Below are 24,567 nucleotides of genomic sequence, written 5' to 3' on the forward strand. Positions count from 1 at the left end.
GTTGCGAGCGGGAGGTGGACTTGTGATCTGGCAAAATGTATCGTCCTAAAAAAGTTTACAGGTTAATTGATAAATCCTGTTATACGTTTACACACGTTCAATTAGCACAGGTCACCCATTGCTCAAAACCCCGAACACAAGACCTGCGCTAAAAAAGCGCAAATCTTGTGTCGTGCAAATGCGTGATGGCCAATTGGTAAGTTGTCAAACCAAAAAATTTCCATTCACTACATGTTAAAAAAGCTTTTCGCCATACTGTTTTTACTGCTTTGCCTGGTTACATTGGGTGTTTGGGTAGTGGGTTCGCACGGGCAACTGCAATTCAGACCGGGAATGGCTCAGGATTGGGTAATTGTTGCAATTATCATCACCACGTTCGGGTTGTTTGTGTTTTTAATGTTCGGCAAAGGCGAAAAAAGCGGCAAGTATGTTGAAATAGAAAAGGTTGGCAGCCTTGATAAAGCCCTTGATTTGGAACTGGCTAAAATAAATTCTGCCTTCAAGGTAAAGGTTGATGAGGACTTAAAAGCAAAGTTCCCGATTGTTTATGCCAGGGTTGAAAACGAAAATAAGTTTTCGCAAATATACATCGCTGCAAAACAAAAGCTTTACTTGCCCGATTTTTGGCGGGATGGTGTTTGTTTAGCCAATGGTTCAACACCCGATATTGGCCAGCTTGCTATGGTTATTGATTACTGGCTTGGTAATAACATTACAACAAAAGCACTATATCAAAAATTCCCGTTTGTTACACCCAATGATAAAGCCCATGCCTTTGACATTGGCCGGGAGGTTGAATACAGCTGGCATCAAACATTAAACCACCCGCCAACAGACCACTTAAAAGAGTTTATCAGCCTGGCAATGGACGACGACGTTTTAAGTAAACTTTTCCCGTTCACCAGCCTCAACAGGCTTTGCTTTAGCAAATGTACCGGCTATCCCTACACCGGCGATATAGCAACCATAAATCCGGTTGACAAAGGCTATTTTGAAGTAAGATTGCCCAACAACCAACTACTGGGCAGCGGAACAGCAGCGGAAGCCTTAAAAATACTCAAAGACAGCCTCCCTGCCAACATTGGCCCGGCAGTAAAGGGAACGGCGGAGGATCTTTTAAAATGAAATATGCCGGCGGAGCTGCTTTTCAGTTGTCAGAATCAGAATTTGCAGAATTTGAGAATTAGCAGAATTTAGTTGCAGGTTATTTGATGGTAGAAAGTTCACATGTTCCCCGAGGCCGCAGAACAGCTTCGGCTCTTTTGTCTGAAACCGGAATTTGCAGAATTAAAGAATTGACAGAATTTTAGCTGCGGGCTATTGATGATAAAAAGCTCTCATTTTCCCCAAGTGTCAGCAGAGCAGCTTCGGGTGAAAACGGCCAAAACGATGGTGGGCAGTGCGGCTGCAGGGCATAGGAAGTTTTTGCACGTGCATGGGGCTAAGCGCGCCGGGGCAAAATAATTCCAGCCCCGGTTTTGGCCGTTTTGCAGGGCAAAGGCCCCGAGCGCAAAGAAGCATTTCTGCTGACAGCCATTTTGGTTACTTTTGGGGCTTCAAAAGTAACAAGCCCACCCGCGGCGAATGAGCGGGCCTATGTTGTAGCTTCTACAAAATAATTTCGTAACCCACAAAACACCAGGCATAGTTCAGGGATTGCTTCGTGCCCCGTAATCACATAGTTTGTTCGGCTAAATCGATCCCCGAAAAGTAAATAGTTCATTAAACCCCTCCCTGCCTTTGCTCTCATTTCTGTCGCGCCCCTCCCGAGGGAGGGAATTGTAAAAAAGCAACTTCGGGATCCGCAAAAAATTTGTGTTCCCCGATGTGTCAGCAGAACAGCTTCGGGCGAAAACGGCCAAAACGATGGTGGATGGTGCGGTGGCAGGGCATAGGAAGTTTTGCCAGAAGGGGGAGGCCTGTGCGGCAAAGCAAAGGGGGGCAAATAATTCCAGCCCAGGTTTTGGCCGTTTTGCAGGGCAAAGGCCTGGAGCGCAAAGAAGCATTTCTGCTGACTTGAATTTTGGTTCTTTTTTTCAAGAAAAAGAACAAGCCCTTCCCGCGGCGAATGAGCGGGCCTATGTTGTAGCTTCTACAAAATAATTTCGTAACCCACAAAACACCAGGCATAGTTCAGGGATTGCTTCGTGCCCCGTAATCACATAGTTTGTTCGGCTAAATCGATCCCCGAAAAGTAAATAGTTCATTAAACCCCTCCCTGCCTTTGCTCTCATTTCTGTCGCGCCCCTCCCGAGGGAGGGAATTGTAAAAAAGCAACTTCGGGATCCACAAAAAATTTGTGTTCCCCGATGTGTCAGCAGAACAGCTTCGGGCGAAAACGGCCAAAACGATGGTGGATGGTGCGGTGGCAGGGCATAGGAAGTTTTGCCAGAAGGGGGAGGCCTGTGCGGCAAAGCAAAGGGGGCAAATAATTCCAGCCCAGGTTTTGGCCGTTTTGCAGGGCAATGGCCCCGAGCGCAAAGAAGCATTTCTGCTGACTTGAATTTTTGGACACTTTTGTATCAAGACAAAAGTGTCTGGCCCTCCCGCGGCCAAGAGCGGGCCTATGTTATAGCTTCTACAAAGTAATTTCGCAACCACGAAACATCAGGCATAGTTACGAGATTGGCTCGTGCAATGACATAGTTTTTTGTTCGGCTAAATCGATCCCCGAAAAGTAAAAAGTTCATTACCCCCCCTCCCCCTTGGCTTGTGTTGTGAACATTGAGCGATGGCGGACTTGTGACTCCTTTAGAACAAAGTTTCTATATCCATCAATATGCTCCCTTTTCCATATACTTACTCGCACTACTGTAATATTATTGCCAGGTTCGGCAAGTTATTATAACTTTTAATTTACCTATCACTTATCCAGCAAGATAAAAATTTTATCACCACCTATCAAACTAAAGAAGCCGTCTCTAAAATAAGTTTTCCCAATAATCTCCTTGTTAAGTTCATATACCGGAACATTAATACGTATATATTCATTTTCTTTATAAAACACCGATTTAACTTTCGGTGAAAACCAATCTTTCACAAAGTCTTTTCCTAAGTACACATCACGTTTGATATTGGCTTTACCTTTAATAAAAGTATCCTTAAGCTTTTGGTAATCAATTCTGCTTATTTCAATTTCAGCAAATAAAGTATTGTCGTTGGGCCCGGGAATAGATCGATTATCTTCATTGTTAATTGTCACCATTTCCCATCTGACTGCCTTAACATCCAAATGAAAGTCGATTAGCCGTTTTAAGCTATCAACTGATGTACTTATTGATCGCTGTATTTTATGATTCTGGCTCCGACCACAGGCGCTTAAAAATATTAACATCACAAAAAGGAAGAAGAAGTACCTTTTGCACATAATCTAACGTGATTTTTTATTTATGAGTAGTTTTTTTATTTCTATATAAAGGCAATACGTAGCATTACCAATTGATTTAAACTGGTTACTCAAACCGATTACTTGGTAGTCTTTTTTATTTCAGTAGCCGGTTTTCTATTCCGGAAAATCTCCTGCTTAATCCTAAAGAAAGCATAAATCAACAGGGTTAAACCCAGGATCCAAAACAGGGCATAAAAATTTCTTAGTTTCTCCATTTAATACAAATATGAGGTAATAATTTGAGTTTAGATTTTTTGTCTGAACCGGAATTTTTAGAATTAAAGAATTAGCAGAATTTTAGCTGCGGGTAGCTAAATCGTTCCCCGAAAAGTAAATAGTTCATTAAACCCCTCCCTGCCTTTGCCCACATTTCTGTCGCGCCCCTCCCGAGGGAGGGAATTTAGAAAATCGCATTTAAAATACTTATCCGAAGGTCCAAAAAATCTTGCTACTTGATACTATGTACTTGATACTGAATAAGAACTCACATTACTATAATCAATATTAGTTACCACACTGTAATCCGGTAAAAAAGTATTTTCGCTGCTCAGGGCCATGTCCAGTTCAAAACTGGCGGGGTATGGTGTGTTCAGCAGGCTGCCTTTGGGGATATAGGGGAACAGCTCGGCGTACGTTTGAATCTGGCTGTGGTTAATGCGACGGTAGATGAACATGCGGTGCAAATCGCAGGGTTTGCTGAGGCCGGCAGCGCCTATCATCTGGATGGCACTGCCTACGGTTGCTTTATGAAAGTTAGCCACCCGTACCTTTTTATCATCGACCACCAGGCCGCGCATCAGGCCTTTATCCTGCGTAGCCACGCCGGTTGGGCAGGTATTCATGTTACACTCCAGCGCCTGGATACACCCCAGAGCGAACATCATACCGCGGGCGCTGTTGCACATATCGGCCCCGATGGCAAAGTTCTTCACCAGGTCGAACCCGGTAGCTACCTTGCCCGAGGCAATGAGCTTGATATGTTTTTTAATATCGAAACCGGTAAGGGCGTCATACACAAAGGCCAAAGCCTCGCGCAGCGGCATACCTACCGAGTTGGAAAACTCCAGCGGGGCTGCGCCGGTGCCTCCCTCTCCCCCATCAACGGTAATAAAATCGGGATAGATCCCTGTTTTAACCATCGCTTTGCAAATAGCCAAAAATTCGCTTTTATGGCCTACGCACAGTTTAAAGCCGATGGGTTTGCCGCCGGATAGGTCGCGCAGTTTTTTAATAAAGGTGGTTAAGCCAATAGGATCGCTAAAAGCGGTATGGTATGGCGGCGATACCACATCCTGCCCCATCTCAACCAAACGGATGCGGGCAATTTCGGGCGTTACCTTGGCCGCGGGTAAAATACCCCCATGCCCCGGCTTAGCGCCTTGCGACAGCTTAATCTCGATCATTTTTACCTGCGGCAATACGGCACGCTGGGCAAAGGCGTCATAATCAATAGTACCATCTTTATGGCGGCAGCTAAAGTAGCCGGTGCCTATCTGCCAGATGATATCGCCACCGGGCTGCAGGTGGTGGTCGCTCAAGCCGCCTTCGCCCGTATTATGGGCAAAGTTGTCCAGTTTGGCACCACCATTAAGAGCCAGTATGGCGTTCTCGCTCAACGAACCAAAACTCATGGCCGAGATATTGAATACGCTGGCCATGTAGGGCTGCGTACAATCGGGCCCGCCAACTTTTACGCGGGGGGCCATATTTAATTTATGGTGATCGATAGCGGCAATGCTGTGGTTAAGCCATTCGTAGCCGTTTTCGTAAACGTCCAGCTCGGTACCAAATGGGCGGGTATCATCAACCATTTTGGCGCGCTGGTATACTACACTGCGGTTTTGGCGGTTGAACGGTGTACCATTGGTATCACTTTCCACAAAATACTGGTATATCTTGGGGCGCAGGTCCTCCATCACAAAGCGCAGGTGGCCAAATACCGGGAAGTTACGCACGATGCTGTGTTTCTTTTGTACCAGGTCGTAAAAGCCCACCGCATAAATAGGCACCATGATCACGAACGACCAGGCGGCGGGTTTCCAGATGATAGTCCACCCGGCAAGGGCGGCAAATATGATAAAGAATGAAACTATAAAGAGTTTTCTCATTGGGCTGTTAAATTGGTATGAAGCTGGTGTTATATTATATAAAAGTAGATTTTAATTTAAACAATGGCGCAATTGTATGGTTAAACTGGTAATTCAACGTCTAAAAATTGTCATTCAATGTCTGCGAATTGTAAATTAGTAAAAATAGATGTTTAAACATCTATTTTTGTATTATCTTTGTATCAACAAAAAAAACAAATATCATGTCAACACAAACAGCAACAAAATGGGTTATCGACCCAATGCATTCAGAAGTACAATTTAAAGTAAAACACTTAGTTATATCAACCGTGAGTGGCTTTTTCAAAAGCTTTGCCGGTGAATTAGTTACCGATGGCGATGATTTTGAAAATGCAGAGATCGACTTTACGTTAGATATCGACAGTATCGACACCAACCAAAGCCAACGCGATGAGCACTTGAAATCGGCTGAGTTTTTTGATGCAGCAACCTATCCAAAAATCAGCTTCAAATCAACTTCATTCACCAAAACAGGTGATGATGAGTTTGCTTTAAAAGGCGATTTAACTATCAAAGACGTAACCAAACCAGTATCGTTAGCTGTAGAATTTGGCGGTTCGGCTGCTGATTTTTATGGCAATACTAAAGCAGGTTTTGAGATCAGCGGTAAAATTAACCGTAAAGAATTTGGCCTTACCTGGGATGGCGTTACCGAAGCCGGCTCAATTGTAGTAGGCGAAGACATCAAACTGTTAATTAACGTTCAGTTTGCCAAACAAGCTTAATTGTTTGAATGCTGTTGCTGTGTTTTAATAATTAAAATGCCGCTGTTGTTAAGTATACGTAACAGCACGGCATTATTGAAAACAGCAAAGCAATACAAACTTTAAATAAAAAGCCATCCCGAAAAAGGATGGCTTTTTTGCGTTGGAGGGGGGCTTTTTTCAGTTCCCCTCTCGAGAGGGGGCGGGGTGGAAAGTGCAGTGGCAGGGGTGTGTTAACCAGCGTTCATTGCCGCCTGAATGAACACACCCCTCCGCCCCTCTCAAGAGGGGAATCGCACAGCCTGCCGCTTTTTTTTTGCTTTTACTTCCCCGCCGTTGTATCCCGTTCTACCAATTCCATACCGCATTTGGTGCAGGTACCGGGTTTATCAAAGGCTAAATCGGGATGCATGGTGCACATGTATTTGCTTTGCTTTTTTACTACTGTCTTTTCGGCCGGGCTGCTGCACGACGTAGTGCTGCCCAACCCAAATGCGGCTACTGCCAATATGATAATGATTTTTTTCATGGTTACTTGTTATTTATAAATGAGGCAAAGCCAAACAAAGATACAACCAGTACGCCCAATGCGGCAAGCATACTTACGATGTCGCGAATATTTTTGCCGGCCCAGGTCATGCCGAAATATTTATGCAGGAAGATGAAAGATAAGCCTTCGGCCCTATCAATACCGGTTACTTTGGTGGCCAGTTTAGCCGTGGTGGTTTCGATATACCAGTTATCTCCATTAGGATAGCTAACACGCTCAACCGGCAGGCGTTTGTTGATAAAGCCGTATTCGTTATCAAATTGCTTCACATCGTGTACCGTAACCCGGCCGCTAAAGGTTTTGAGCTTATCGGTATGATAATAAGTGCTCAGGAACCTGGCATAGTCTTCATCGGCATTAAGCTGTTCCTTACCGTTGGCGGCATTGAAATAGGTTAGCTGCTTTTGATTGTCGGTCACCTGGTAAAATACATTGCCGTTAAAGCTGGTAAGGCCAATTTTACTAATGAGGCTATCCGCAACCGACAGTGCCAGATTGGATACCACCAACTGGCCTCGTTTAATTACCTGCCCGTAATCTGCCTTAACCGGACTGCTGTTGTGCAGCTTCACTGCCAGGTGAAACACGCCGCTGATGACGAAGGTGAACATTACAAAAGATACGACGAGCCCTATCTGCCTGTGAAAACGGTGTACAAAGCGTTTATCTTCCGCTCCTTTAACATTACGGTTTTGGGCAATGGTTTTAAACTTCTTCCACATCAAACCATAAACCGTTAACCCGCTGATAAGCGCGAACAGCATAATGCCCATGATGATGAGCAATACCACATTCCGGAAAGTATCGCCACCCCAGCGGGCCAAAAACTGCCAGGTATGAAACTCCTCAAACAACGACAAAAAAGCCTTCCGGGTATTATTGTTGAAGGTACCCATACGGCTTTGGCCTGTTTCTACATAAACATCCATCCCATCGGGCCGGTCGAAAGACACTTTGAATACGGGCAGCAAATGGTTAATAGGTTGGTACTCGCTATCAAAACAACGCTGAAGGCTAATTTGTATGGCCGTTGTGCTGTCCTGTACAAAATAGCGGGCCAGGTATTCGGCATAGTCGGTATCGCCATGCGGTAATAATACACCGTCGGTTGCCGAATAGTAATTATATGTACTATCTACCCCAAGTACCTGGTAAAAGGCGCCTTTTTTTAAGCTGATGAGGTTGAAGTTCCGCAAGGCAGTAATATGGTTGCGGTCCAACACCTGCTGAATGGTAAGCACAAGTTTCATTTTACTTTGTGGCAAAGGTTTAAATACTTCCTTTGCGATGGACGGCCTGAACCAGTTGGACATGAACGGGTGCGATAACCCGCTCAATGTCCAGAAGATGACCGGGATCAAGGCCATTAAACCCAGCACCCGGTGCCATTTATAAAAGTTGCTTTTTACTGCTGCTAATGCCATTGATCAATATTTTGAAAATGAATAACTGATGCCCAGGGTATATGTACGCGGCGCGGCGGCATTGTAAGTATCGCCATACTGGTTGCTGGTTACCGTTGTGGCATACAGTTTATTGGTTAAATTTAGTACATTAAACCAGATGCCTGCCCCTTTTAATACGCTGCCTTTAACATCATACCCCAAACGCAGGTTGTAAATATTATAGCCGCTGTAGGTTTTGGTATTGGCCGGGTTGGTGTAATACTGATTAATGTGCTGCCACTCGCCCGCTATCCGGAAGCCTTGCAGATAGGCGGGCTTGTAGGTAAGTTCGGAATTGGCAATCCAGGCCGGGGCATTGTTCATGCGATTGCCGTCGTATTTAATTACCGTGCTGGTGCCAGTGCTGTAATTGGTGCTTACCTCACTGTAATTTACGTAAGTATGCCGTGCATTGGTACCGCTAAACCTGAAAGTCAGCTCCTTAACAGGCGCAACAGTTAACGAATACTCGATACCCCGGTGACGGGTTGCCCCCGCGTTTTGATTTTGGGTGGTATTATCGGGCATTAGCTGGCTGATGATCTCGTTACGGCCTTCCAGATCAAATAAACTCATTTCAAAATACAGCGTTTTGTTAAAGGCTGAGAACCAGCCACCCGCCTCGTAATTGTTAAACGTGGCTTGTTTTAAAGGGGTTAACTGCCTGGAACTGTACAAGTCGCCGGTTTCGGGCGGCTGGAAACCTACGCTGTAATTGGCGTAGAAACCCTTATTGCTGCCCAAATCATACGTTAAGCCCAGCTTGGGGGCCACAATGTTAAAGTTATTGGTTTCTTGCTGTTTGTACTTAGTATTACCGGCAGGCAAGCCGTTTGTAAAATTGTAGTGCACCCTATCGTACCGCAAACCGGCTACGATGCGCAGGGCCTCTACAGGCTTTATTTCATATTGCAGGTAAGCGGCCGTGTTGAATAATTTGATACGGTAATCGTCAATATACCGGCCAGTATTGGCAAAGCCGGTGTAATAGTTATTCTGCACATCCTTATCAATATCAAGGTATTGAGCATAGTACGAACTTGGGCTATCATCCAGATAAACCCCTCCTATCAGCCGGGAATGCAGAAAATCAAAATTAACCCTATGTTGTGCCAACAATCCATAGCTCTGAAAACGCTGGTCATTCACCTGCCCGTTACTGCTCAGGTAGTTGCCTGCATTATCCCTAACGTCGGATATGAAATAGCTTGGCAGCTGAGCAGTTGAGTTATGGCGAAAGAACAAGGTCACAAATGTTGCGTTCTTTTCATTCCATTGGCGATCCACCCTGGTGCTGGCCCTGAATGATTCTACCTTACGATAGGTAAACCGCTGATTTGCACCATAGCTCCTGTTATAAAAGTGGGCGCTATCCAGGCTGCCTGGTGTTTGGGTGTTGAGGTAATTGTAAGCGGCAGAAGTTGTTAATCGCGTGCCAGCATTAAAATCATACGTAGTTTTAAAGTTGGCCGAGTACTTATCAAAATCAGAATAATCCTGCCAGCTATCTTTTTGGTGACCGATGTACCCACCTATATAAAGGCCGAATTTGCCTTGTGTAAAGCCACCATCTGCATCAACCCGCCGGTAGTGATAGTTATCGCCACGGATAGAAACGTTGCCCGCATAACCCGAAGGCGGTCCTTGAGTGATGAAGTTTACAGCACCACCAATGGAGTTACTGCCATACAATGATGATGCCGGGCCTTTAATCACTTCGATATCCTTAACGCCCGACATGTTAATTTCATACAGCGAGTTATGGTTAAAAATCCCGGTTGGGCGTATCGGCAAACCATCCTCCATATACAGGTAAAGGGCATTGTAAGTAATGGGTTGGCGTATGGCCATAGTATGCTGCTCGTTTCCCAAATCAACCATGTAAACGCCGGCTACTTTGTTGAGCAGCTGGTACAGGGCTGTTGCTTTGGTATCTTTTATCTGGGTAGAGTTTATTTTGCTGATGGCAATTGGCGCGTCCTGCCTGGCCTGGCCTTCCCGGCTGGCAGTAACTACTACGGGTTGAAGGTCTAAAGTAGATGGTACCAAAGCGACGTCTGCCTTGCCGCCGGTAACATTAATTACCTGTGTACTATAACCAACCATTATTACCTTAATTTGGCTGATGCCGGAGCTTACAATAACGTACCTGCCTTTGGCATCGGTTAAACCCAGCTTTTCGCCGCTGGATTTCGTAATGATAGCGCCGGGCATGGCCTCATGGGTATTGGCATCTATTACGATAACCTGGATGTTGGCCTGGCTGTAAGCCAGGGTGTTGAGTATTAAAAACAGTATAAATAGAATGAAAAATCTCTTCATGTATTAAGTATGGGGAGTTACCTCCGGTGGATAAATAAATTGTATCCGGATGAGTGATTTTAATGATGTCATTGCGAGCGTAGCGCGGCAATCTATTGTGAACCATGCAAGATGGCGAATAGATCCTTCGTTCCTACCCTTGACATGTTTCCTTTTCTGTCATCCTGAGCGATAGCGAAGGATCTATTGTACGCCTTGCATGACCGCCAGAACAGTTTGCGAATAGATCCTTCGTACCTCAGGATGACAGCAGTTAGATAAAATGATACATACGGCTATCACATGCGCACAGCAACGCCATGTCAATCAAAAAAACATCCGGAAAAAAATAAGTGGTATTTATCCTAACTGCGGGGGCTGGAAGATCACTGCGGCCGGGGTTGGTGGCAGGCAGTCATCATACGGGGTATCAATTACTTGCAACAGGCTGGAGTGGAATTTCATGTCGGTACTACTGATCATAAACACTTCCTGGAAGAGGCTCTTTTGCGACTGCCTTTCGTCGCTGGCCTGCTTGTCATCAGCCTGTTTAATCTTTTTGGCAAAGTAACATTTGCCATCGCAATGCACTGCGGGTTTGTCCCGGTTTTCGCAAAGGGTGGTGGCAATGTAGTTCTTGTTCAGTTCAAATCCCGCGTAAACAAAAAATCGCGAGAAGTTGACCGTTGCCAGCGAAAAGATCAATAAATAGGCTGTTACACGTTGCAGCATAATGCCGCAAAAGTAGCCGCTGTATGCTTAAGAAACAACCAGGGTGTTCGGTTTTTTGTGGGAATACAAGGGTGTTCGGATGCGAACACTATTAACTATCTAAATAACAACAACTTAAGTGTTCGGATAAATACAATTCCAATATCAAAAATTATTCTTCGTCGTCATCATCGCCCACCAGGCGGGCGCAACGCTTATTGGCCGCTTCAAGGTCGAAGGCGTTTACATCCCACTTGCCGCCCTCGGGTATGCCCATCCATCCGCTCATTTCTTCGTGTTCTTCGTGGCTGGGGTCGTTCACAATATCTACCATGCGGTAGTAACCGTGCACGCCGCCGCAGTCTTCGGGCTGGCAGGCACCCTCGCCGCCAAGGCAATGCGGGGCAAACACCGGCTGTCCGGTGGTTTTTTCCAACAAAATCTCGTGCTTCCAATCATCGCCGAAATCGTAAATGTAGGTATACTTTTGCCTGGCCCGTTTAAACACCTCGCTAATCAGGTAGTCTTCACTGTCGCGCATATCATCGTCATCTTCAGCCCAGTCGCCAAGCAGCTGGTAATAAGGCTTTGATCCCCATCCCTTCGCCGAAAACTGGTACAAATGGCTATTGTCCCAGCCAAATACAGCTTGTATCGCCAGGTGTAATTCATCAAAACTAATATCTTCTGGCACCAGCAGCCGCCGCCAGACTACCGGGTCATCCGTATAAGTAAGCGTTATTTTAAACTGGAAAGCTTTCATGGTTTATGATATGGAAGATGTTAAAAAGCTAACAAAAAAGCTCAATGCCTGCGCAATATTTTAACATTATCCGACCGTTTTTTGCAAAAAAAAGAACAAAAATAACCACTCAACTTTTTGCTGTTCAGATAGCGCCCGCCACCAACAGCAAACATAACAATATAACCTGCCTAACCAAAACACACCAGGTTCACCCGGGCTTTTGGTACCCGGATCAATTAATAAATTGATTGATTTTAACAGAATCATTGTAGCTTTATATCCCAACTAATTTTTAAACAAAACAGCACATCATATTACAATCCAACCTGCCACCTAAACCCAATGTTAGAAAATCTGAAAAATAATTTCTTACTGATGAGCTTGCTTCGATATGGATTTCATATCACTGTTTTCCTGATTTTCTACTTCATTGTCGACCGTTCGTATTTCCCGGTACAGCAGTATTTTGTACAATCGTTATCCAGCCTCCGGTACGTCACCCCGATATCAGTGTCGCAGTATGTATTTAACGCTTTATTGTTTTTTTCGATATTATGCTACTGGGTCGATTACAGGATCATCCGGAAATGTATGCTCAAAGAATATAAGATTATATATCTTTTAGCGTTGGATGTATTTTGCTTACTGCTGGCTACTTTGGTTATGGTTTGCTTTAACAACCTGATTTACAGCCGGAATCAAATCATCGATGCCTTATCCCTGAATAGTATTTCAACCGTTTTGGTGTTGATATCGGTTAAAGACTGGATTTTTGAAAGGATAAACAGTAAAAAAATCGGGGCTATACCAAATATTAGCAAATAGAGGAGTATTATTGAATTGAATTGAATTGAATTGGCTCGGTCGCCCCCTTGTTCCATAAGCGAACGCAACTGTACGCTTATGAACATTTAAGGTTGCAATTAAACCTGCAAGCAACTACCTTTCAATTAGTTATAAAGCTGGCATGATTTTGTTACCCTACAGGTTCAACTACATTGTGGCTATGCTGAAAAACTATTTTAAAACCGCCTGGCGAAATTTGTTTCGCAACAAGTTCTATTCGTTAATCAATATAACCGGCCTTACTGCCGGGCTGGCCATTGGCATATTGATATTGCTTTGGGTGCAGGACGAGTTAAGTTTCGATAGCTTCCATAAAAACGCCGATAACATTTACCGCGTAGAACTTTTTGGCGGCACAGGCGCCAGTAAACAGATCTGGCAAACTACCGTTGCCCCTATCGGCCCATTAGCCAAACAGGAACTCACCGATGTGCAGGAGCAGGTACGCACCACCCCCAACTGGTTTTTCTCGTTATATAAATACAAGGAAAAAGTTTTCGGCGAACAAAACGTAGGCTTTGCCGATCCTTCCTTGTTCAGCATCTTCGATTTTCCGCTTATTGAAGGCAATACCGCCAGGCCATTCCTTAATGATAACTCAGTTGTTATCACCAAAAACACCGCCCAAAAATATTTTGGTAACGAGAGTGCCCTGGGCAAAGTGATTGTGGCAGAAGGTAAGGAAAACTTCACCGTGACAGGCGTTATCAACGATTTCCCGCTTAACTCCAGCATCAACTTTGATATGATTATGCCCATGAGTTACCACGTTAAATATATACTGGAACACGGCAAGGTAGATGCTAACACCGATTTCAATAGCTACTCTTATCAAACCTATTTCAAATTAAAGCCCGGCGCATCGTTAAAAAAACTCTCGGCCGATTTGTTCAAGATCCACATTAAGCACCGCGCCGAAGATACCGATGCCGACTACCTGCTGCTGCCTCTCAATAAAATGCACCTCTACAACGCCGATGGCACCGACCACGGCATTCAAACGGTGCGCATTTTTGTTATCATAGCTTTGGTGATCCTGCTTATAGCCTGTATCAACTATGTGAACCTTTCTACCGCCCGCTCGCTTTTGCGCGCTAAAGAGATCAGTATGCGCAAAATTATAGGGGCTGCCAAAGTACAGCTGTTTATGCAATTCCTGGTCGAGACCGCCCTGCTGTTCGCCGTCGCCACGCTGTTTGCATTATTGGCCATATACCTGCTGATGCCGGTATTTAACCAGCTGGCCGGCAAGCAACTGGTACTTAACCTGCTCAATCCGCATATCTGGCTCATCATCAGCATAACAGTAGTAGCTACCCTGGCCCTATCCAGCATTTACCCGGCCATGCTACTATCTTCTTTCGAACCATTAAAAGCGCTTAAGGGCAAAATAAACGGCAGTATTGGCGATGCCCTTTTCCGCAAAATATTAGTTGTGGTGCAGTTTACCTTTTCGGTAGTGCTTATTGTGAGCACACTGGTTATCACCCGGCAATTAAAATACATCCAATCAAAAAACCTGGGGTACGATAAAAGCCATGTTTTTGGGGTTTGGATGCGCGATGCATCAAAACACTATGATGCCGTTCGGGCCGAGCTTTTAAAGCAACCCGGTGTAGAAGGCGTAACCCGTGCAACCGGCAACATCATCAACAGCGGCGGCAATATCTCGGGCGACAACTCCTGGGACGGCAAAGCGCCGGGCCAAACCTTTATCCTGCACCCTATGGGGATAGATAAGGATTTCATCTCGTTTTTTAAGCTAAAAATGCAGCAGGGCAGCAGCTTCAGCGGAGCAGTGTCCGATTCCACCCATTTTATCCTCAACGAAGCCGCCGTAAAAGAAATAGGCCTTAAAAACCCCATCGGCAAGCGCTTCCGTTTCCAACGAACCAACGGCACCATCATCGGCGTAGTAAAAGATTTCCATTTTGCCAGCATGCGCGAAAAAATTGCACCGGCCCTCTTTTTTTACAGACCAGCCGTTTACCAAACCTTATATATAAAAACCAATACCAAAAACGCCGCTGCAGCTATAGCAGCGGCCGGCGACCAGTTTAAACAATACAACGGCGAGTTCCCTTTTAGCTATAACTTCCTGGACGAGATTTTCAACGACCTTTACCAGGGCGAACAACGCGAAGGCACCCTGTTTAACTACTTTGCAGGCATGGCCATATTGATATCCTGCCTGGGCCTGCTGGGCCTTGCCGCCTACACCGCCCAGGTACGCACCCGCGAAATTGGCGTACGCAAAGTATTAGGCGCATCAGTTGCCGGCGTAATAGGCCTGCTGGCTAAAGATTTCATCAAACTGGTACTCATAGCCATCGTAGTAGCTTTCCCGCTGGCCTGGTATGCCATGAACAACTGGCTCAATGGCTTTGCCTACCGCATTCCCATCCATTGGACCGTTTTTGTACTGGCAGCTTTTATCGCCATCGTCATCGCGTTTGTTACTATCAGCTTTCAATCCATCAAAGCAGCGCTGGCCAACCCGGTGAAGAGTTTGAGGAGCGAGTAAGGAGGGCTTGTTCATTGGTTCATTAGTTCATTGGTCTTGGATGGCGGGATTCATGGGTTGGTTCATCGCCCAGGTACATTCCAGTAAAACTAAAGGCAGCGCAATAGCAAACTTTTCACCAGTGAACTAATGAACCGGTGAACCAATAAACAATTTGGCTGTATTATATCGATTTAGCAAAGCAGGTTCATCCTGTTTTGTATCACCTAAAGCGTATTCTGCTCAAACTAAAAGCCCTGCGATAATAAACTTTTCACTAATGAACCAATGAACTAACAGGGCGTTTCCCCGTTGGTAGAAACGAGGCCAGGCCTTACATTCATACGCGCACAGGGCGTTAGGCGCGGGCCGGTATCCATTTCAGTCCTTAACGCGACCGCCGTGATTGCTAAAACCCCTGTCTCCGCGACTGCGATCCCCGATATATGTCACCCTTTCAGGGCTTTTGTATGGTGTTGCATAACACAGCGCTATGCGCTGTGTTGGCATATGGGCCCCTTTCAGGATCGGTTAACTACTGTGCCAATTACATCGCATGCCTACCCTAAAACCTCAAACTTTGTCGTGACGACAACGCATCGCAATTTAAAGCCCCCCTCCTACCGCCCTGAAAGGGTGGGCATCCTCCTGCGATGGGTGCAAATACATCAACGAAACAGCCCTGAAAGGGTGACATCATCGCCTCTTAGCCTAAACCCTGGGTAGTATTTATTTAGAATTTACAACTATTTTGTATCTTTTGCTAAAACAACTCTGGATCGGAGTGCCCCTGCGCTGCCCCCAGGCTTGTGCGCCCGCTGATAGGTAAACACCATACCTTTAGGACAATCAACAATGTTTATTGCCGGCCTTAATGCCCTCGTATTATTCTTTTGCACAATTGAAAATACAAACTCCCGGATGAAATTAAACATTCGGGAGTTGCATATTTGTTACTTTGCATGCCGAGACAATGACGGTTTCCGCCACAAATTGAGGAATGGTGCAACCGCAGTATCCTCGTTAAGAAACCTTGTGAGGAAAAAAAACAAACTTCTAATTCTATATTGATAAAACTCGGCAAGTATACCTATGTTTCCCTTAACTAAACTGTAACTCATTAATTTAAAGAGATATAAAAATTGCTACATTAAAATATATGCAATAATTTTAGTAGCTTGCCTCAGTGAAACCTAACCCACTTGGGCCTGCGGCTTAAACACCAATACCTAACTTATTGCCTGCTTATGATAAACCTGAACAAAGCACAACAAATTTTATCCTATTGTTTAAAAACGGCCAGGGCAATTTATGCCCGTATAAAAGTAAACCGGGTGTTAACTTACATTGTTTGCTGGTTGATATTACTTACGTTCATAGTGCTTTATTTTAAAGCCAACTCTATTGAGGGCGGAAAGGACACAACGATTCTTGAAGACTATATTAATGATGGCGATGCTAATACGAAATTAGAAATTATTCAAAAACTTTATAAAGAGGAACAATTTCCGTTGTTTCCTTTTCCATTTACCAAAGATTATCAGATTGTACCCAAAAAAAATGATTTAGTTGATAGCAGATCTCCAGCTATATATGGAGATAGATTGGTCTTTAACGACGATAACAAAGACGAAGAAAAAAATGGTCTAAGTATATATAACATCAGTAAGCTTCAATTTGAAAACAATTTAGCCGATAGTGCTTGTGGGATGAGTTGCCTTCACGTTTCTGATGATGCTGAACAGCAATTGCTCGTTCAAAGTACTGATTCCGGAGAAAAAGATATTTTTAAATTAAGTGTTATTGATTATAAAGGAGGGGTAGCTGTTCAGTATTGCAAGGACCCAAAATCATTTTTTCGTGACTTCACTTCAAGTCCGGTCATTTTTACAGGAAATTTCGACACTGGTTTTCTCGGCATTTCTTATAATGATAACGCTATAGTTTTCAGCCCACTAACGGCGGATTTAAATAACGCGAAAGAGAAGGTTTTGAAAAATGTTTTCAACAAGGCAAATGGCAAAATTATTGGCATGGCCCTCCCTGGTAAGGCACCCGGGAGAGAAAGTGACAGCGAAATTTATGTATTGCGAACAGACTCGTCAAAAAAAAATATTTTGATGATTGATAAGTGGAGCAGGTACAACGCTGATAGACTATCTAACCCACCCATTGCTGTAAAAATCCCCTTTGATAACGTGACAAAAGATAATACGGTAATAACAGCAACCCGCACCAAAGCTATTAATGATTCTAAAGTATACTTGTCTATCGTACAGTTTGTGGCTGGAAAGGTAAACGTTTGCATAGTCGAAATTTCTCCGTCTAAGGCAAAAGTTGTAGGCAATAATACATTTTTGACTGACATAAGTGTGAATAACTTCAATAAGACAGCATTAATATCCACCGGCCAAAATCTCTATTTATCGTACGATAATAGGCCTTTCTGCCGCTTCAAAAGTAACTCCAAAGATTTATATAACGTTGAGAACATAACATCTTTAGTCGATGATAATCGTGCATATTGGTATTCAGATAAGGGGATTTGTGTTCTCGGGCTTGGAGCAGACGGCGCATACCGTTTTATTAATAATACACTGCAATTGTTTACGCCTGGTAAAAATGATTTAGATGCTTTAAAAAACTTTGACACTTTTGAGTTTTGTGTCCTTCAAAGTGCAAAGGAGCCCACATTTATTGGAGTATCAGCATACAACAGAACGATAGTTAAATTGGTTCGCCCGGTGGATGGTGCCCCAAGGATAACCATTTTAGATGGGATTCATTTTGATGAAAATGTTTTTACCTATAACGCTAAAATTGATTATTATTATGTAATTGTATTGGTTATCACGCTCATCACCGCCTTTCTTATCGGGCTTATTTTTGTGAAAGCTCCACCAAAAGAAAAACTGCTGGCCGTAGAGAGCGTCACTTTAGTGCCAACGTATACAGAAAAATTTAAAGGCGTAAAAAAAGCTGCAGAGGCTTTAAAATTCCGGTCGGACATGATGTTGGTACTGGGTATACTTTTCGGCACCAGCGGTGTTGTAACCGCATCAATATTATTCAGCTCTTCCAGTGTAACCATTGGCGATTTATTAAACCCTAAAAGTATCATTTCATTACTAAAGCCGGTTTTGTTATTGGTATTTATAGAAACATTTACATTTTTCTTTTTAAAGCAATACCGGATCATTTTTAACGAGTATAAATTATTTTATTCCATCTACCTAAAACTGTATAACTTCTTTCATGTATTGCAGTTAAACGATATAAGGGCAGCTAATTTCAATAATACTGCAGAAGCAAGCGTTACGCAAAGCGATGATACAGCTAACGATATACCACCTGCGTTACAAAACGCGCCAACTGCAAGTGATCAACTTTTTGCCAAACTAATAGATAGTTTATTAGCCGAAAAATATGAACTGTATGAAAGTAAAACAATATCGGCGATAAATGAATTTGATAGCGCCAGCGTACTAAAAATAGTTGAACTGATGAGTAAAGGTAAATAGACCAGAATGTTATTCAGTTTCAGCTTCTGGTGGGTGTTATCAGGCTGAAAAGCAGACTCGCAACGCAAGATCGCAGCTAAATGCAGGCCTCGTATTCTGCGTTCAATTAATAATATTAACCACTGTCATCGTACGTAAAACAGGAACTAATATCGTTAGGTGGTGGTATATTATTTACCATAGATTGAATGATCCAAACTTTGGGAACTTAACAAAAAGCTTTTAGCGTACCAAGCCTCTTTTTGGCAGGGTGTTTTTATGGTATTAAGTCCGCACAAATTAAATCGAAGAGTTTTTATGTATTTTATAAATGTTTTATTACATTTAAACACCTAACTCTTAATACAATGAAAAAAATCACCACATCATTAGTTTTGTGCATACTATTGTGTTTATTCAACTCATGCAGTAAAACAACGTCAAATCGAATAACAGATCTGGGTAGTGACCAAAAAGGAATATTAAAAAAAACACAGACCAGCAACGATGCTTTACCAGCTTATAAGTCATTGAATGGAGTTGACGAAGCGGTAGCCAAAGATAAAATAGCATACTTTTACAATCATATTGAAGATTATAAAAATTCTGCGTCCGGGAGTGTATGGTTTAGCAAAGAAGTTGTTGGCGGCATAATAAAGGTCCTTGATTCAGATTCTCAGATTGATGGATTTAGAATTTATTTTGCGGGAGAACCGTCAACCACAACTGATTTAAATTTGTCAATCATCTTAGTTGCTACTAAAGAAATGGGCGCTGATCTTTCCCTTCCAATACAATCCGGAAAAAAACATGAGGATTTTTATTTAAACACTTCGTTGTATGATTTATTTAAGTCTCAATCAATTCAAGGGAAAAATGATGGTGCACAAAACGCAGGTGCAAAACTTTATCATCCAGGAAACTCGGCGATCAATAATTCGGGATGTTTATTTATGCCCCACGATATTAGTGTTGACTATGCCGAAAAAATGGTTGCCAATTTTCAGGAGCCACATACAATTACTACTTACAGCGAGTGGTTTGATCGTACTTTATTAGATAACATAGCATACAATTCTGATTATACCGGTATAAGGATTTATTTTGCCCGGCACCCAAAAAGCAATGATCCTTATAAAAGTGATAAAGATGCTTTTGTTATAACCGCTACCGGCACAGACCCTCTTCATCCCGAACTAACTACGGACATTTTCGGCTGCAGAACTAAAATGACAGTAAATAGCGAGAGTAGTAATGGCACATCGGGCACACCACCTCAGGATAATGGTGAGCTTTGCCCAAGTCACTGTAATTAAAGTTGGTCATCATTATTGGTTTTAGATATTTCATGTTGCAAATCATTCGCGGCTTTATTGAGATGTAATGGTGGCAGATTTAGTATTAATAAGTGCATTAAGCTTATTGATACTAAAACAGGGTGTTTTTACGGTATTAAAAACCGTATAAGCATCGAAGGGGATTTAGCTGACGATGTTGAATTTTGGAATTATCAATTTACAACTTTTAACTATATTTAAAAACCAACCCAAATCTTAATGTCATGAAAAAACTAATGTTCATCCTTTGTATACTTAGCGTGGCGGCTTGCCATTGCGATAAAAATGTATCGGTCAATAAGTCTTCGCCTAAGGCTTTAACAATAAAAAAAATCACTTTAAATGGAGTGGACTCTGTCACTGCATCCAAAAGAGTGCGGAGTTTTCAATCCGACACCATTAGCAGTGATCCTGTAACGAGCATTTGGTTTAGCCAAGCATTTATTGACAATATTTATAGTGTATTACAATATGAGGGAGGAGACGGAATTAGGATATATTTTGCTAAGAGGCCTGACAAGCGTAATACGATAGTTATAGTGTCAACTTATGATGGGGGGCCAAGCCCTGCAGGAGATGCAAATCCTTCAGAACGGATCCATAACGACTATTTTGAACACAGCACATCTGTCTTGAGTTTACCGGAAATGCAAGTAAAAGAGAGTTATGATCCAATATTGAATCCCAATGAGCCATGCCCTCCGGCTGGTTCCGGCAATATTTGTAATCGACAGGAAGCCAGTTATCTTTCATGTGATGACGCCCACGAATGGATAAGAAATTTCAAGGGGGAAGGGATAGTCACAAAAAGTGTTTGGTATAATATTAAAATGATAAAGAAAATAAAACTCGAATTAATTGCAGCCCAGGCAGTTAATAATAATATTGCTGATGGTGTACGAATTTATTTCGCTAAAGATAACGGTGGAAAAAATACATTTGTTTTCGTGACAACGAAGTTAGTCAACGGTGTTCAGGTGGATTATCACGAATGTTTTAGCAACATACCTGTCGATACGGAGAAAAAAGGCGGAAACGACCATGGTGAAGAATGCCCTGTTTTTTGTAATGGTACCGCACTTCCATAGATCCATACTTTTTTACTATGCAACCTTACTTCACCATAAACACCTGTTCAGAACTAAAGGGTGCACCATCATCTCACATAAACGCGGCTTGGGGGATTACGACTTGCTATGTGCAACCGCTGGGTCCTCTATGAGAGCCCTCGCGGGACGGAAATGATGAACTATAATGAGCGCCACTATTATCATTAAAATGGCAGCCAGTATTAATAAGAGCGATTTCTTGTTCATTTTAAGCCGGGATTGAATAATCCAAACTTCGGAAGTTTGATGACGTCGTTTTAGCGTACTATGGCCCTTTTTTGGCCGGGTGTTTTTACGGTATTAAAAACCGTATAAGTATCGAAGGTGACTTAGCTGGCGATATTGAATTTTGGAGTTATCAATTCACAACTTTTAACTATATTTAAAAACCAACCCAAATCTTAATGTCATGGAAAATCTAACTAATGAATCAGTAAAAATTACGTTAAACGGTATTCCTTATGCCAATGCTCAAAAAATGGTGCAAAACTTTCCCGGAGCACTTAAACATCCCAAAACAAATATTTGGTTTAAAAAAGCATTTATCGACAGAGTTCAGAAGGCTTTGGACACTGAAAATGGAGATGGCATAAGGGTTTACTTTGCAATGAAAGATCCCACGGACGTCAATTCAGATAATACAGTAGTAATCGTATCAACAAAAGATAACGGACCAAGTCCGGTTGATTATCCAAATTTGTCAAAACGGCTGCACCTTGATTATTTTGATCACGATCCTGTGCTCTTACCGCTATCAGATGTTACAAACGAGGACGATGCCGATGGCTCTGCTGAGGGTGCTTACCTGTATACTGATAGTCCTTGTCCTGATGATGATGGTTGTGAGCCGCACAAACCATCTTTTATTTCCTGCGAAGACGCCAAAGAATGGGTTACAAATTTAAAAGGCGGCCACATTACCACAACAAGTGTTTGGTATGGTAGAGCCGTAATAGACGAAATAAAAATGCAATTGGATGCAGCAACATCAGCGGGCATTGATGCTGATGGGGTTAGGATATATTTTGCCAAGGATAATAGTGATATGGAACGGTTTATTTTTATCCGGACTGATAAAAAAGAAGACTTCCATGAGGATGATTATATGTGTTACGCTCACGAATTTCTGGGCGGAAACGACCACGGTGAAGAATGCCCTGTATTTTGTACTGGAGTAACCTTACCTTAAAATTATCGAACCTTTTTATGCAGCCTTATTTCACCATAAACACCTGTTCAGAACTAATCTGCTTTTTTGTGGCAGCGATGTGCCTTTATAAAGATAAAAGTCCAGCCTGGAAATGGCTGGCCTTTTACATGTTACTGGTTTGTGTTACCGAGTTTTGCGGCGTTTACATAAAAAATCAGGATAAACACAATAGTTGGGTTTATAATATATTGCTGTTTTTTGAAATCGGCACCGTATTGATCATGTTACAAACAATAGCAGGTAAATACATTAAAAATAAAACTGTGGTAATTGGTTCAGCAATTGTGCTTGCAACTATATATGTTTATGACCTATCGTTACATGGTATTTTTAAAAGGAACTATTATACCAATATTGCCTTAGCCATAGCAGCGGTGATATTAAGCCTTTATTATTTTTATAGTTTGCTTAAAGATGAAGAGTATATCAACCTAAAATATTCTGCTGCATTTTGGTGGGTGTTCGGTACTTTTTTTTACTATTTTGTTGATACAACCCTCAATGTTTTTTACCCGGTTTTATCAAAAATGCTTATAGCACCGAACGATACATTTGCCTATATTTATAAGGCCGCAAACCTGATCCTGTACGGTTGTTGGAGCTATTCTTTTATATGCAAACGGACCCATCCTATAACATCAAAGAGCTAATTGTTGTAACAACGCTGATATTTTTTTTGGCGCCGGTGTCGTTGTTCGGATTTATTTCAGTTTACAACAAACGCAAAAAAAAACACATGGAGGAGAAAGAACAGATGGAGGAGAATTTCAATAATGAACTAATCAAAACCCAGCACGAGATCCGTGAGCAAACCATGCAAACCATTGGGGCCGATTTGCATGACAATGTGGGGCAGTTGTTAAGCCTTACCTCTTTCACCCTCAAATCAATTGCCTATGGTGAGCCGGATACAATGATGAAAAAGGTGAGTGACGCCATTGAGCTTACCTCGCGGTCGATACAGGAAATGCGCCTGCTGGGTAAGTTGCTACAGGGCGAGCAGTTGATAGGCATCGGTTTAACCGAAGCTATAAAACAAGAAGTAAAATGGCTGGAAAAAACCGGGCAATACCATGTTAATTACCACGACGAGGGATTAAGCGGAGTAACTGCCAATCCTGAAAAGGACCTGATTATTTTCAGGATAGTTCAGGAGGTGCTCAATAACGCCATCAAACACGCGCAGGCCACAGCTGTTGGCATTAAAATAACCTATCACGGCGGACAACTTCAACTGGATATTACCGATAATGGTATTGGTTTTAACCTGGCCGAAATACAGGCCGGCCAAATGGGCATGGGGCTGCAAAACATTCATAAGCGTGCTGTAATTATTGGCGGACAAACTACGATCAACTCCGCCCCCGGTGAAGGCACCCATATTCACGTTTTTATTCCGTACCCGTAACATGCAACAAAACACTATTATAAATATTGCCATTGTAGACGATCATACCTTATTCCGTAACGGCGTAGCCGCGCTGATGAAAGAATTTGGCGAGCTGAATATTGTTTTTGAAGCCGGCAACGGCGAACATATGCAGCAGTTTTTAACCAACAGAACGATGCCCGATGTGATTTTAATGGACATTAACATGCCGGTTATGGATGGCTACACTGCCACGGCCTGGTTAAAAAAGCACTACCCCCAGGTTAAGGTATTAGCCTTAAGTATGTATGAAGATGATAAGGCTGTAATTAAAATGATTAAAAACGGTGCCTGCGGTTATGTATTAAAAGAAGCCGACCCGCGCGAAGTGTTCAATGCTATAAAAACAGTGTTTGCCAAAGGTGTTTTCATTAACGAAATGGTATCGGGCAAACTGATGCGGTCGATGACCAGCCAAACAGCCGAGGCATCATTTTCAAAAAACGAAGTGGAATTTTTAAAACTCTGTTGTTCGGAGCTTACCTACAAAGAAATGGCCGATAAAATGAACATCAGCCCGCGCACTATTGATAATTACCGCGAGGCGCTGTTTGCCAAACTGAACATAAAATCGCGCACAGGCCTGGTATTGTATGCTATTCAGAACCAGATCATCAAGCTTTAGCTGGTAATATTAAACAGGGCGTATGTAAAAGGGGC

19 protein-coding genes are annotated in these 24,567 nt (G+C 42.9%); 12 read left to right on the forward strand and 7 right to left on the reverse strand.

What is annotated here, in order from left to right:
* The first annotated feature begins 231 nt into the window (after nt 1-231).
* Both AC1RM2_RS05020 and AC1RM2_RS05025 read left to right on the forward strand, forming a co-directional pair.
* Entirely contained in the window at nt 232-1,125 is an 894-nt protein-coding gene (locus AC1RM2_RS05020) for a DUF6193 family natural product biosynthesis protein (RefSeq protein ID WP_492983908.1), read from the forward strand.
* 702 nt (nt 1,126-1,827) lie between these two features.
* Nucleotides 1,828-2,103, forward strand: coding sequence for a hypothetical protein (locus tag AC1RM2_RS05025; protein WP_492983909.1), 276 nt, complete (start codon nt 1,828-1,830; stop codon nt 2,101-2,103).
* Nucleotides 2,104-2,863: 760 nt separating this feature from the next.
* Here AC1RM2_RS05025 and AC1RM2_RS05030 read toward each other — a convergent pair.
* Both AC1RM2_RS05030 and AC1RM2_RS05035 read right to left on the reverse strand, forming a co-directional pair.
* Nucleotides 2,864-3,367 carry a hypothetical protein gene (locus tag AC1RM2_RS05030; RefSeq protein WP_492983910.1) on the reverse strand — a complete coding sequence of 168 codons (504 nt, stop codon included), beginning with the start codon at nt 3,365-3,367 and terminating at the stop codon, nt 2,864-2,866.
* Nucleotides 3,368-3,846: 479 nt separating this feature from the next.
* Entirely contained in the window at nt 3,847-5,496 is a 1,650-nt protein-coding gene (locus AC1RM2_RS05035) for an FMN-binding glutamate synthase family protein (protein WP_492983911.1), read from the reverse strand.
* A 203-nt stretch (nt 5,497-5,699) separates the two neighbouring features.
* Here AC1RM2_RS05035 and AC1RM2_RS05040 point away from each other — a divergent pair, with 203 nt between their 5' ends.
* On the forward strand, nt 5,700-6,242 hold the full coding sequence (locus tag AC1RM2_RS05040; RefSeq protein WP_492983912.1) for a YceI family protein: 543 nt from the start codon (nt 5,700-5,702) through the stop codon (nt 6,240-6,242).
* Nucleotides 6,243-6,543: 301 nt separating this feature from the next.
* Here AC1RM2_RS05040 and AC1RM2_RS05045 read toward each other — a convergent pair whose 3' ends face one another.
* The 5 genes from AC1RM2_RS05045 to AC1RM2_RS05065 all read right to left on the reverse strand — a co-directional run bounded on the left by AC1RM2_RS05045 (nt 6,544) and on the right by AC1RM2_RS05065 (nt 11,991).
* Nucleotides 6,544-6,750 carry a heavy metal-binding domain-containing protein gene (locus tag AC1RM2_RS05045; protein WP_492983913.1) on the reverse strand — a complete coding sequence of 69 codons (207 nt, stop codon included), beginning with the start codon at nt 6,748-6,750 and terminating at the stop codon, nt 6,544-6,546.
* Between the two features lie 2 nt (nt 6,751-6,752).
* Entirely contained in the window at nt 6,753-8,195 is a 1,443-nt protein-coding gene (locus tag AC1RM2_RS05050) for a PepSY domain-containing protein (RefSeq protein WP_492983914.1), read from the reverse strand.
* Between the two features lie 3 nt (nt 8,196-8,198).
* Nucleotides 8,199-10,538 (reverse strand): TonB-dependent receptor domain-containing protein, encoded by a 2,340-nt coding sequence (locus tag AC1RM2_RS05055; RefSeq protein WP_492983915.1) that lies wholly within the window; start codon nt 10,536-10,538, stop codon nt 8,199-8,201.
* A 339-nt stretch (nt 10,539-10,877) separates the two neighbouring features.
* Nucleotides 10,878-11,249 carry a hypothetical protein gene (locus AC1RM2_RS05060; RefSeq protein WP_492983916.1) on the reverse strand — a complete coding sequence of 124 codons (372 nt, stop codon included), beginning with the start codon at nt 11,247-11,249 and terminating at the stop codon, nt 10,878-10,880.
* A 151-nt stretch (nt 11,250-11,400) separates the two neighbouring features.
* Entirely contained in the window at nt 11,401-11,991 is a 591-nt protein-coding gene (locus AC1RM2_RS05065; protein ID WP_492983917.1) for a plasmid pRiA4b ORF-3 family protein, read from the reverse strand.
* A gap of 357 nt (nt 11,992-12,348) precedes the next feature.
* Here AC1RM2_RS05065 and AC1RM2_RS05070 point away from each other — a divergent pair, with 357 nt between their 5' ends.
* The 9 genes from AC1RM2_RS05070 (at nt 12,349) to AC1RM2_RS05110 (ending at nt 24,532) form a co-directional block, all read left to right on the forward strand.
* Nucleotides 12,349-12,798, forward strand: a complete 450-nt coding sequence (locus tag AC1RM2_RS05070) for a hypothetical protein (RefSeq protein WP_492983918.1) — start codon at nt 12,349-12,351, stop codon at nt 12,796-12,798.
* Between the two features lie 142 nt (nt 12,799-12,940).
* A complete protein-coding gene (locus AC1RM2_RS05075) occupies nt 12,941-15,343 on the forward strand; it encodes an ABC transporter permease (protein WP_492983919.1) in 2,403 nt (800 codons plus the stop codon).
* Nucleotides 15,344-16,569: 1,226 nt separating this feature from the next.
* The gene (locus AC1RM2_RS05080) at nt 16,570-18,843 is read left to right on the forward strand and encodes a hypothetical protein (RefSeq protein WP_492983920.1); all 2,274 of its coding nucleotides are present in this window, start codon (nt 16,570-16,572) and stop codon (nt 18,841-18,843) included.
* Between the two features lie 347 nt (nt 18,844-19,190).
* Nucleotides 19,191-20,138 (forward strand): hypothetical protein, encoded by a 948-nt coding sequence (locus AC1RM2_RS05085; protein ID WP_492983921.1) that lies wholly within the window; start codon nt 19,191-19,193, stop codon nt 20,136-20,138.
* A gap of 245 nt (nt 20,139-20,383) precedes the next feature.
* The gene (locus AC1RM2_RS05090; protein WP_492983922.1) at nt 20,384-21,247 is read left to right on the forward strand and encodes a hypothetical protein; all 864 of its coding nucleotides are present in this window, start codon (nt 20,384-20,386) and stop codon (nt 21,245-21,247) included.
* 430 nt (nt 21,248-21,677) lie between these two features.
* Nucleotides 21,678-22,457, forward strand: coding sequence for a hypothetical protein (locus AC1RM2_RS05095; protein ID WP_492983923.1), 780 nt, complete (start codon nt 21,678-21,680; stop codon nt 22,455-22,457).
* Nucleotides 22,458-22,474: 17 nt separating this feature from the next.
* Nucleotides 22,475-23,128 (forward strand): hypothetical protein, encoded by a 654-nt coding sequence (locus tag AC1RM2_RS05100; protein ID WP_492983924.1) that lies wholly within the window; start codon nt 22,475-22,477, stop codon nt 23,126-23,128.
* An 86-nt stretch (nt 23,129-23,214) separates the two neighbouring features.
* On the forward strand, nt 23,215-23,886 hold the full coding sequence (locus AC1RM2_RS05105) for a sensor histidine kinase (RefSeq protein ID WP_492983925.1): 672 nt from the start codon (nt 23,215-23,217) through the stop codon (nt 23,884-23,886).
* A 1-nt stretch (nt 23,887) separates the two neighbouring features.
* Nucleotides 23,888-24,532, forward strand: a complete 645-nt coding sequence (locus tag AC1RM2_RS05110) for a response regulator (RefSeq protein ID WP_492983926.1) — start codon at nt 23,888-23,890, stop codon at nt 24,530-24,532.
* The last annotated feature ends 35 nt before the right edge of the window (nt 24,533-24,567 follow it).

The sequence above is a fragment of the Mucilaginibacter sp. GW822-FHT03E02 genome (assembly GCF_058801545.1).

Bases quoted from the DNA above. Each gene is read 5' to 3' on its own strand.
- AC1RM2_RS05095 (WP_492983923.1), top strand. From the start codon at position 21,678: ATGGAAAATCTAACTAATGAATCAGTAAAAATTACGTTAAACGGTATT.
- AC1RM2_RS05050 (WP_492983914.1), bottom strand. From the start codon at position 8,195: ATGGCATTAGCAGCAGTAAAAAGCAACTTTTATAAATGGCACCGGGTG.
- AC1RM2_RS05105 (WP_492983925.1), top strand. From the start codon at position 23,215: ATGGAGGAGAAAGAACAGATGGAGGAGAATTTCAATAATGAACTAATC.
- AC1RM2_RS05100 (WP_492983924.1), top strand. From the start codon at position 22,475: ATGCAGCCTTATTTCACCATAAACACCTGTTCAGAACTAATCTGCTTT.
- AC1RM2_RS05040 (WP_492983912.1), top strand. From the start codon at position 5,700: ATGTCAACACAAACAGCAACAAAATGGGTTATCGACCCAATGCATTCA.
- AC1RM2_RS05045 (WP_492983913.1), bottom strand. From the start codon at position 6,750: ATGAAAAAAATCATTATCATATTGGCAGTAGCCGCATTTGGGTTGGGC.
- AC1RM2_RS05065 (WP_492983917.1), bottom strand. From the start codon at position 11,991: ATGAAAGCTTTCCAGTTTAAAATAACGCTTACTTATACGGATGACCCG.
- AC1RM2_RS05075 (WP_492983919.1), top strand. From the start codon at position 12,941: ATGATTTTGTTACCCTACAGGTTCAACTACATTGTGGCTATGCTGAAA.
- AC1RM2_RS05070 (WP_492983918.1), top strand. From the start codon at position 12,349: ATGAGCTTGCTTCGATATGGATTTCATATCACTGTTTTCCTGATTTTC.
- AC1RM2_RS05090 (WP_492983922.1), top strand. From the start codon at position 20,384: ATGAAAAAACTAATGTTCATCCTTTGTATACTTAGCGTGGCGGCTTGC.
- AC1RM2_RS05020 (WP_492983908.1), top strand. From the start codon at position 232: ATGTTAAAAAAGCTTTTCGCCATACTGTTTTTACTGCTTTGCCTGGTT.
- AC1RM2_RS05030 (WP_492983910.1), bottom strand. From the start codon at position 3,367: ATGTGCAAAAGGTACTTCTTCTTCCTTTTTGTGATGTTAATATTTTTA.
- AC1RM2_RS05085 (WP_492983921.1), top strand. From the start codon at position 19,191: ATGAAAAAAATCACCACATCATTAGTTTTGTGCATACTATTGTGTTTA.
- AC1RM2_RS05060 (WP_492983916.1), bottom strand. From the start codon at position 11,249: ATGCTGCAACGTGTAACAGCCTATTTATTGATCTTTTCGCTGGCAACG.
- AC1RM2_RS05110 (WP_492983926.1), top strand. From the start codon at position 23,888: ATGCAACAAAACACTATTATAAATATTGCCATTGTAGACGATCATACC.
- AC1RM2_RS05055 (WP_492983915.1), bottom strand. From the start codon at position 10,538: ATGAAGAGATTTTTCATTCTATTTATACTGTTTTTAATACTCAACACC.
- AC1RM2_RS05035 (WP_492983911.1), bottom strand. From the start codon at position 5,496: ATGAGAAAACTCTTTATAGTTTCATTCTTTATCATATTTGCCGCCCTT.
- AC1RM2_RS05080 (WP_492983920.1), top strand. From the start codon at position 16,570: ATGATAAACCTGAACAAAGCACAACAAATTTTATCCTATTGTTTAAAA.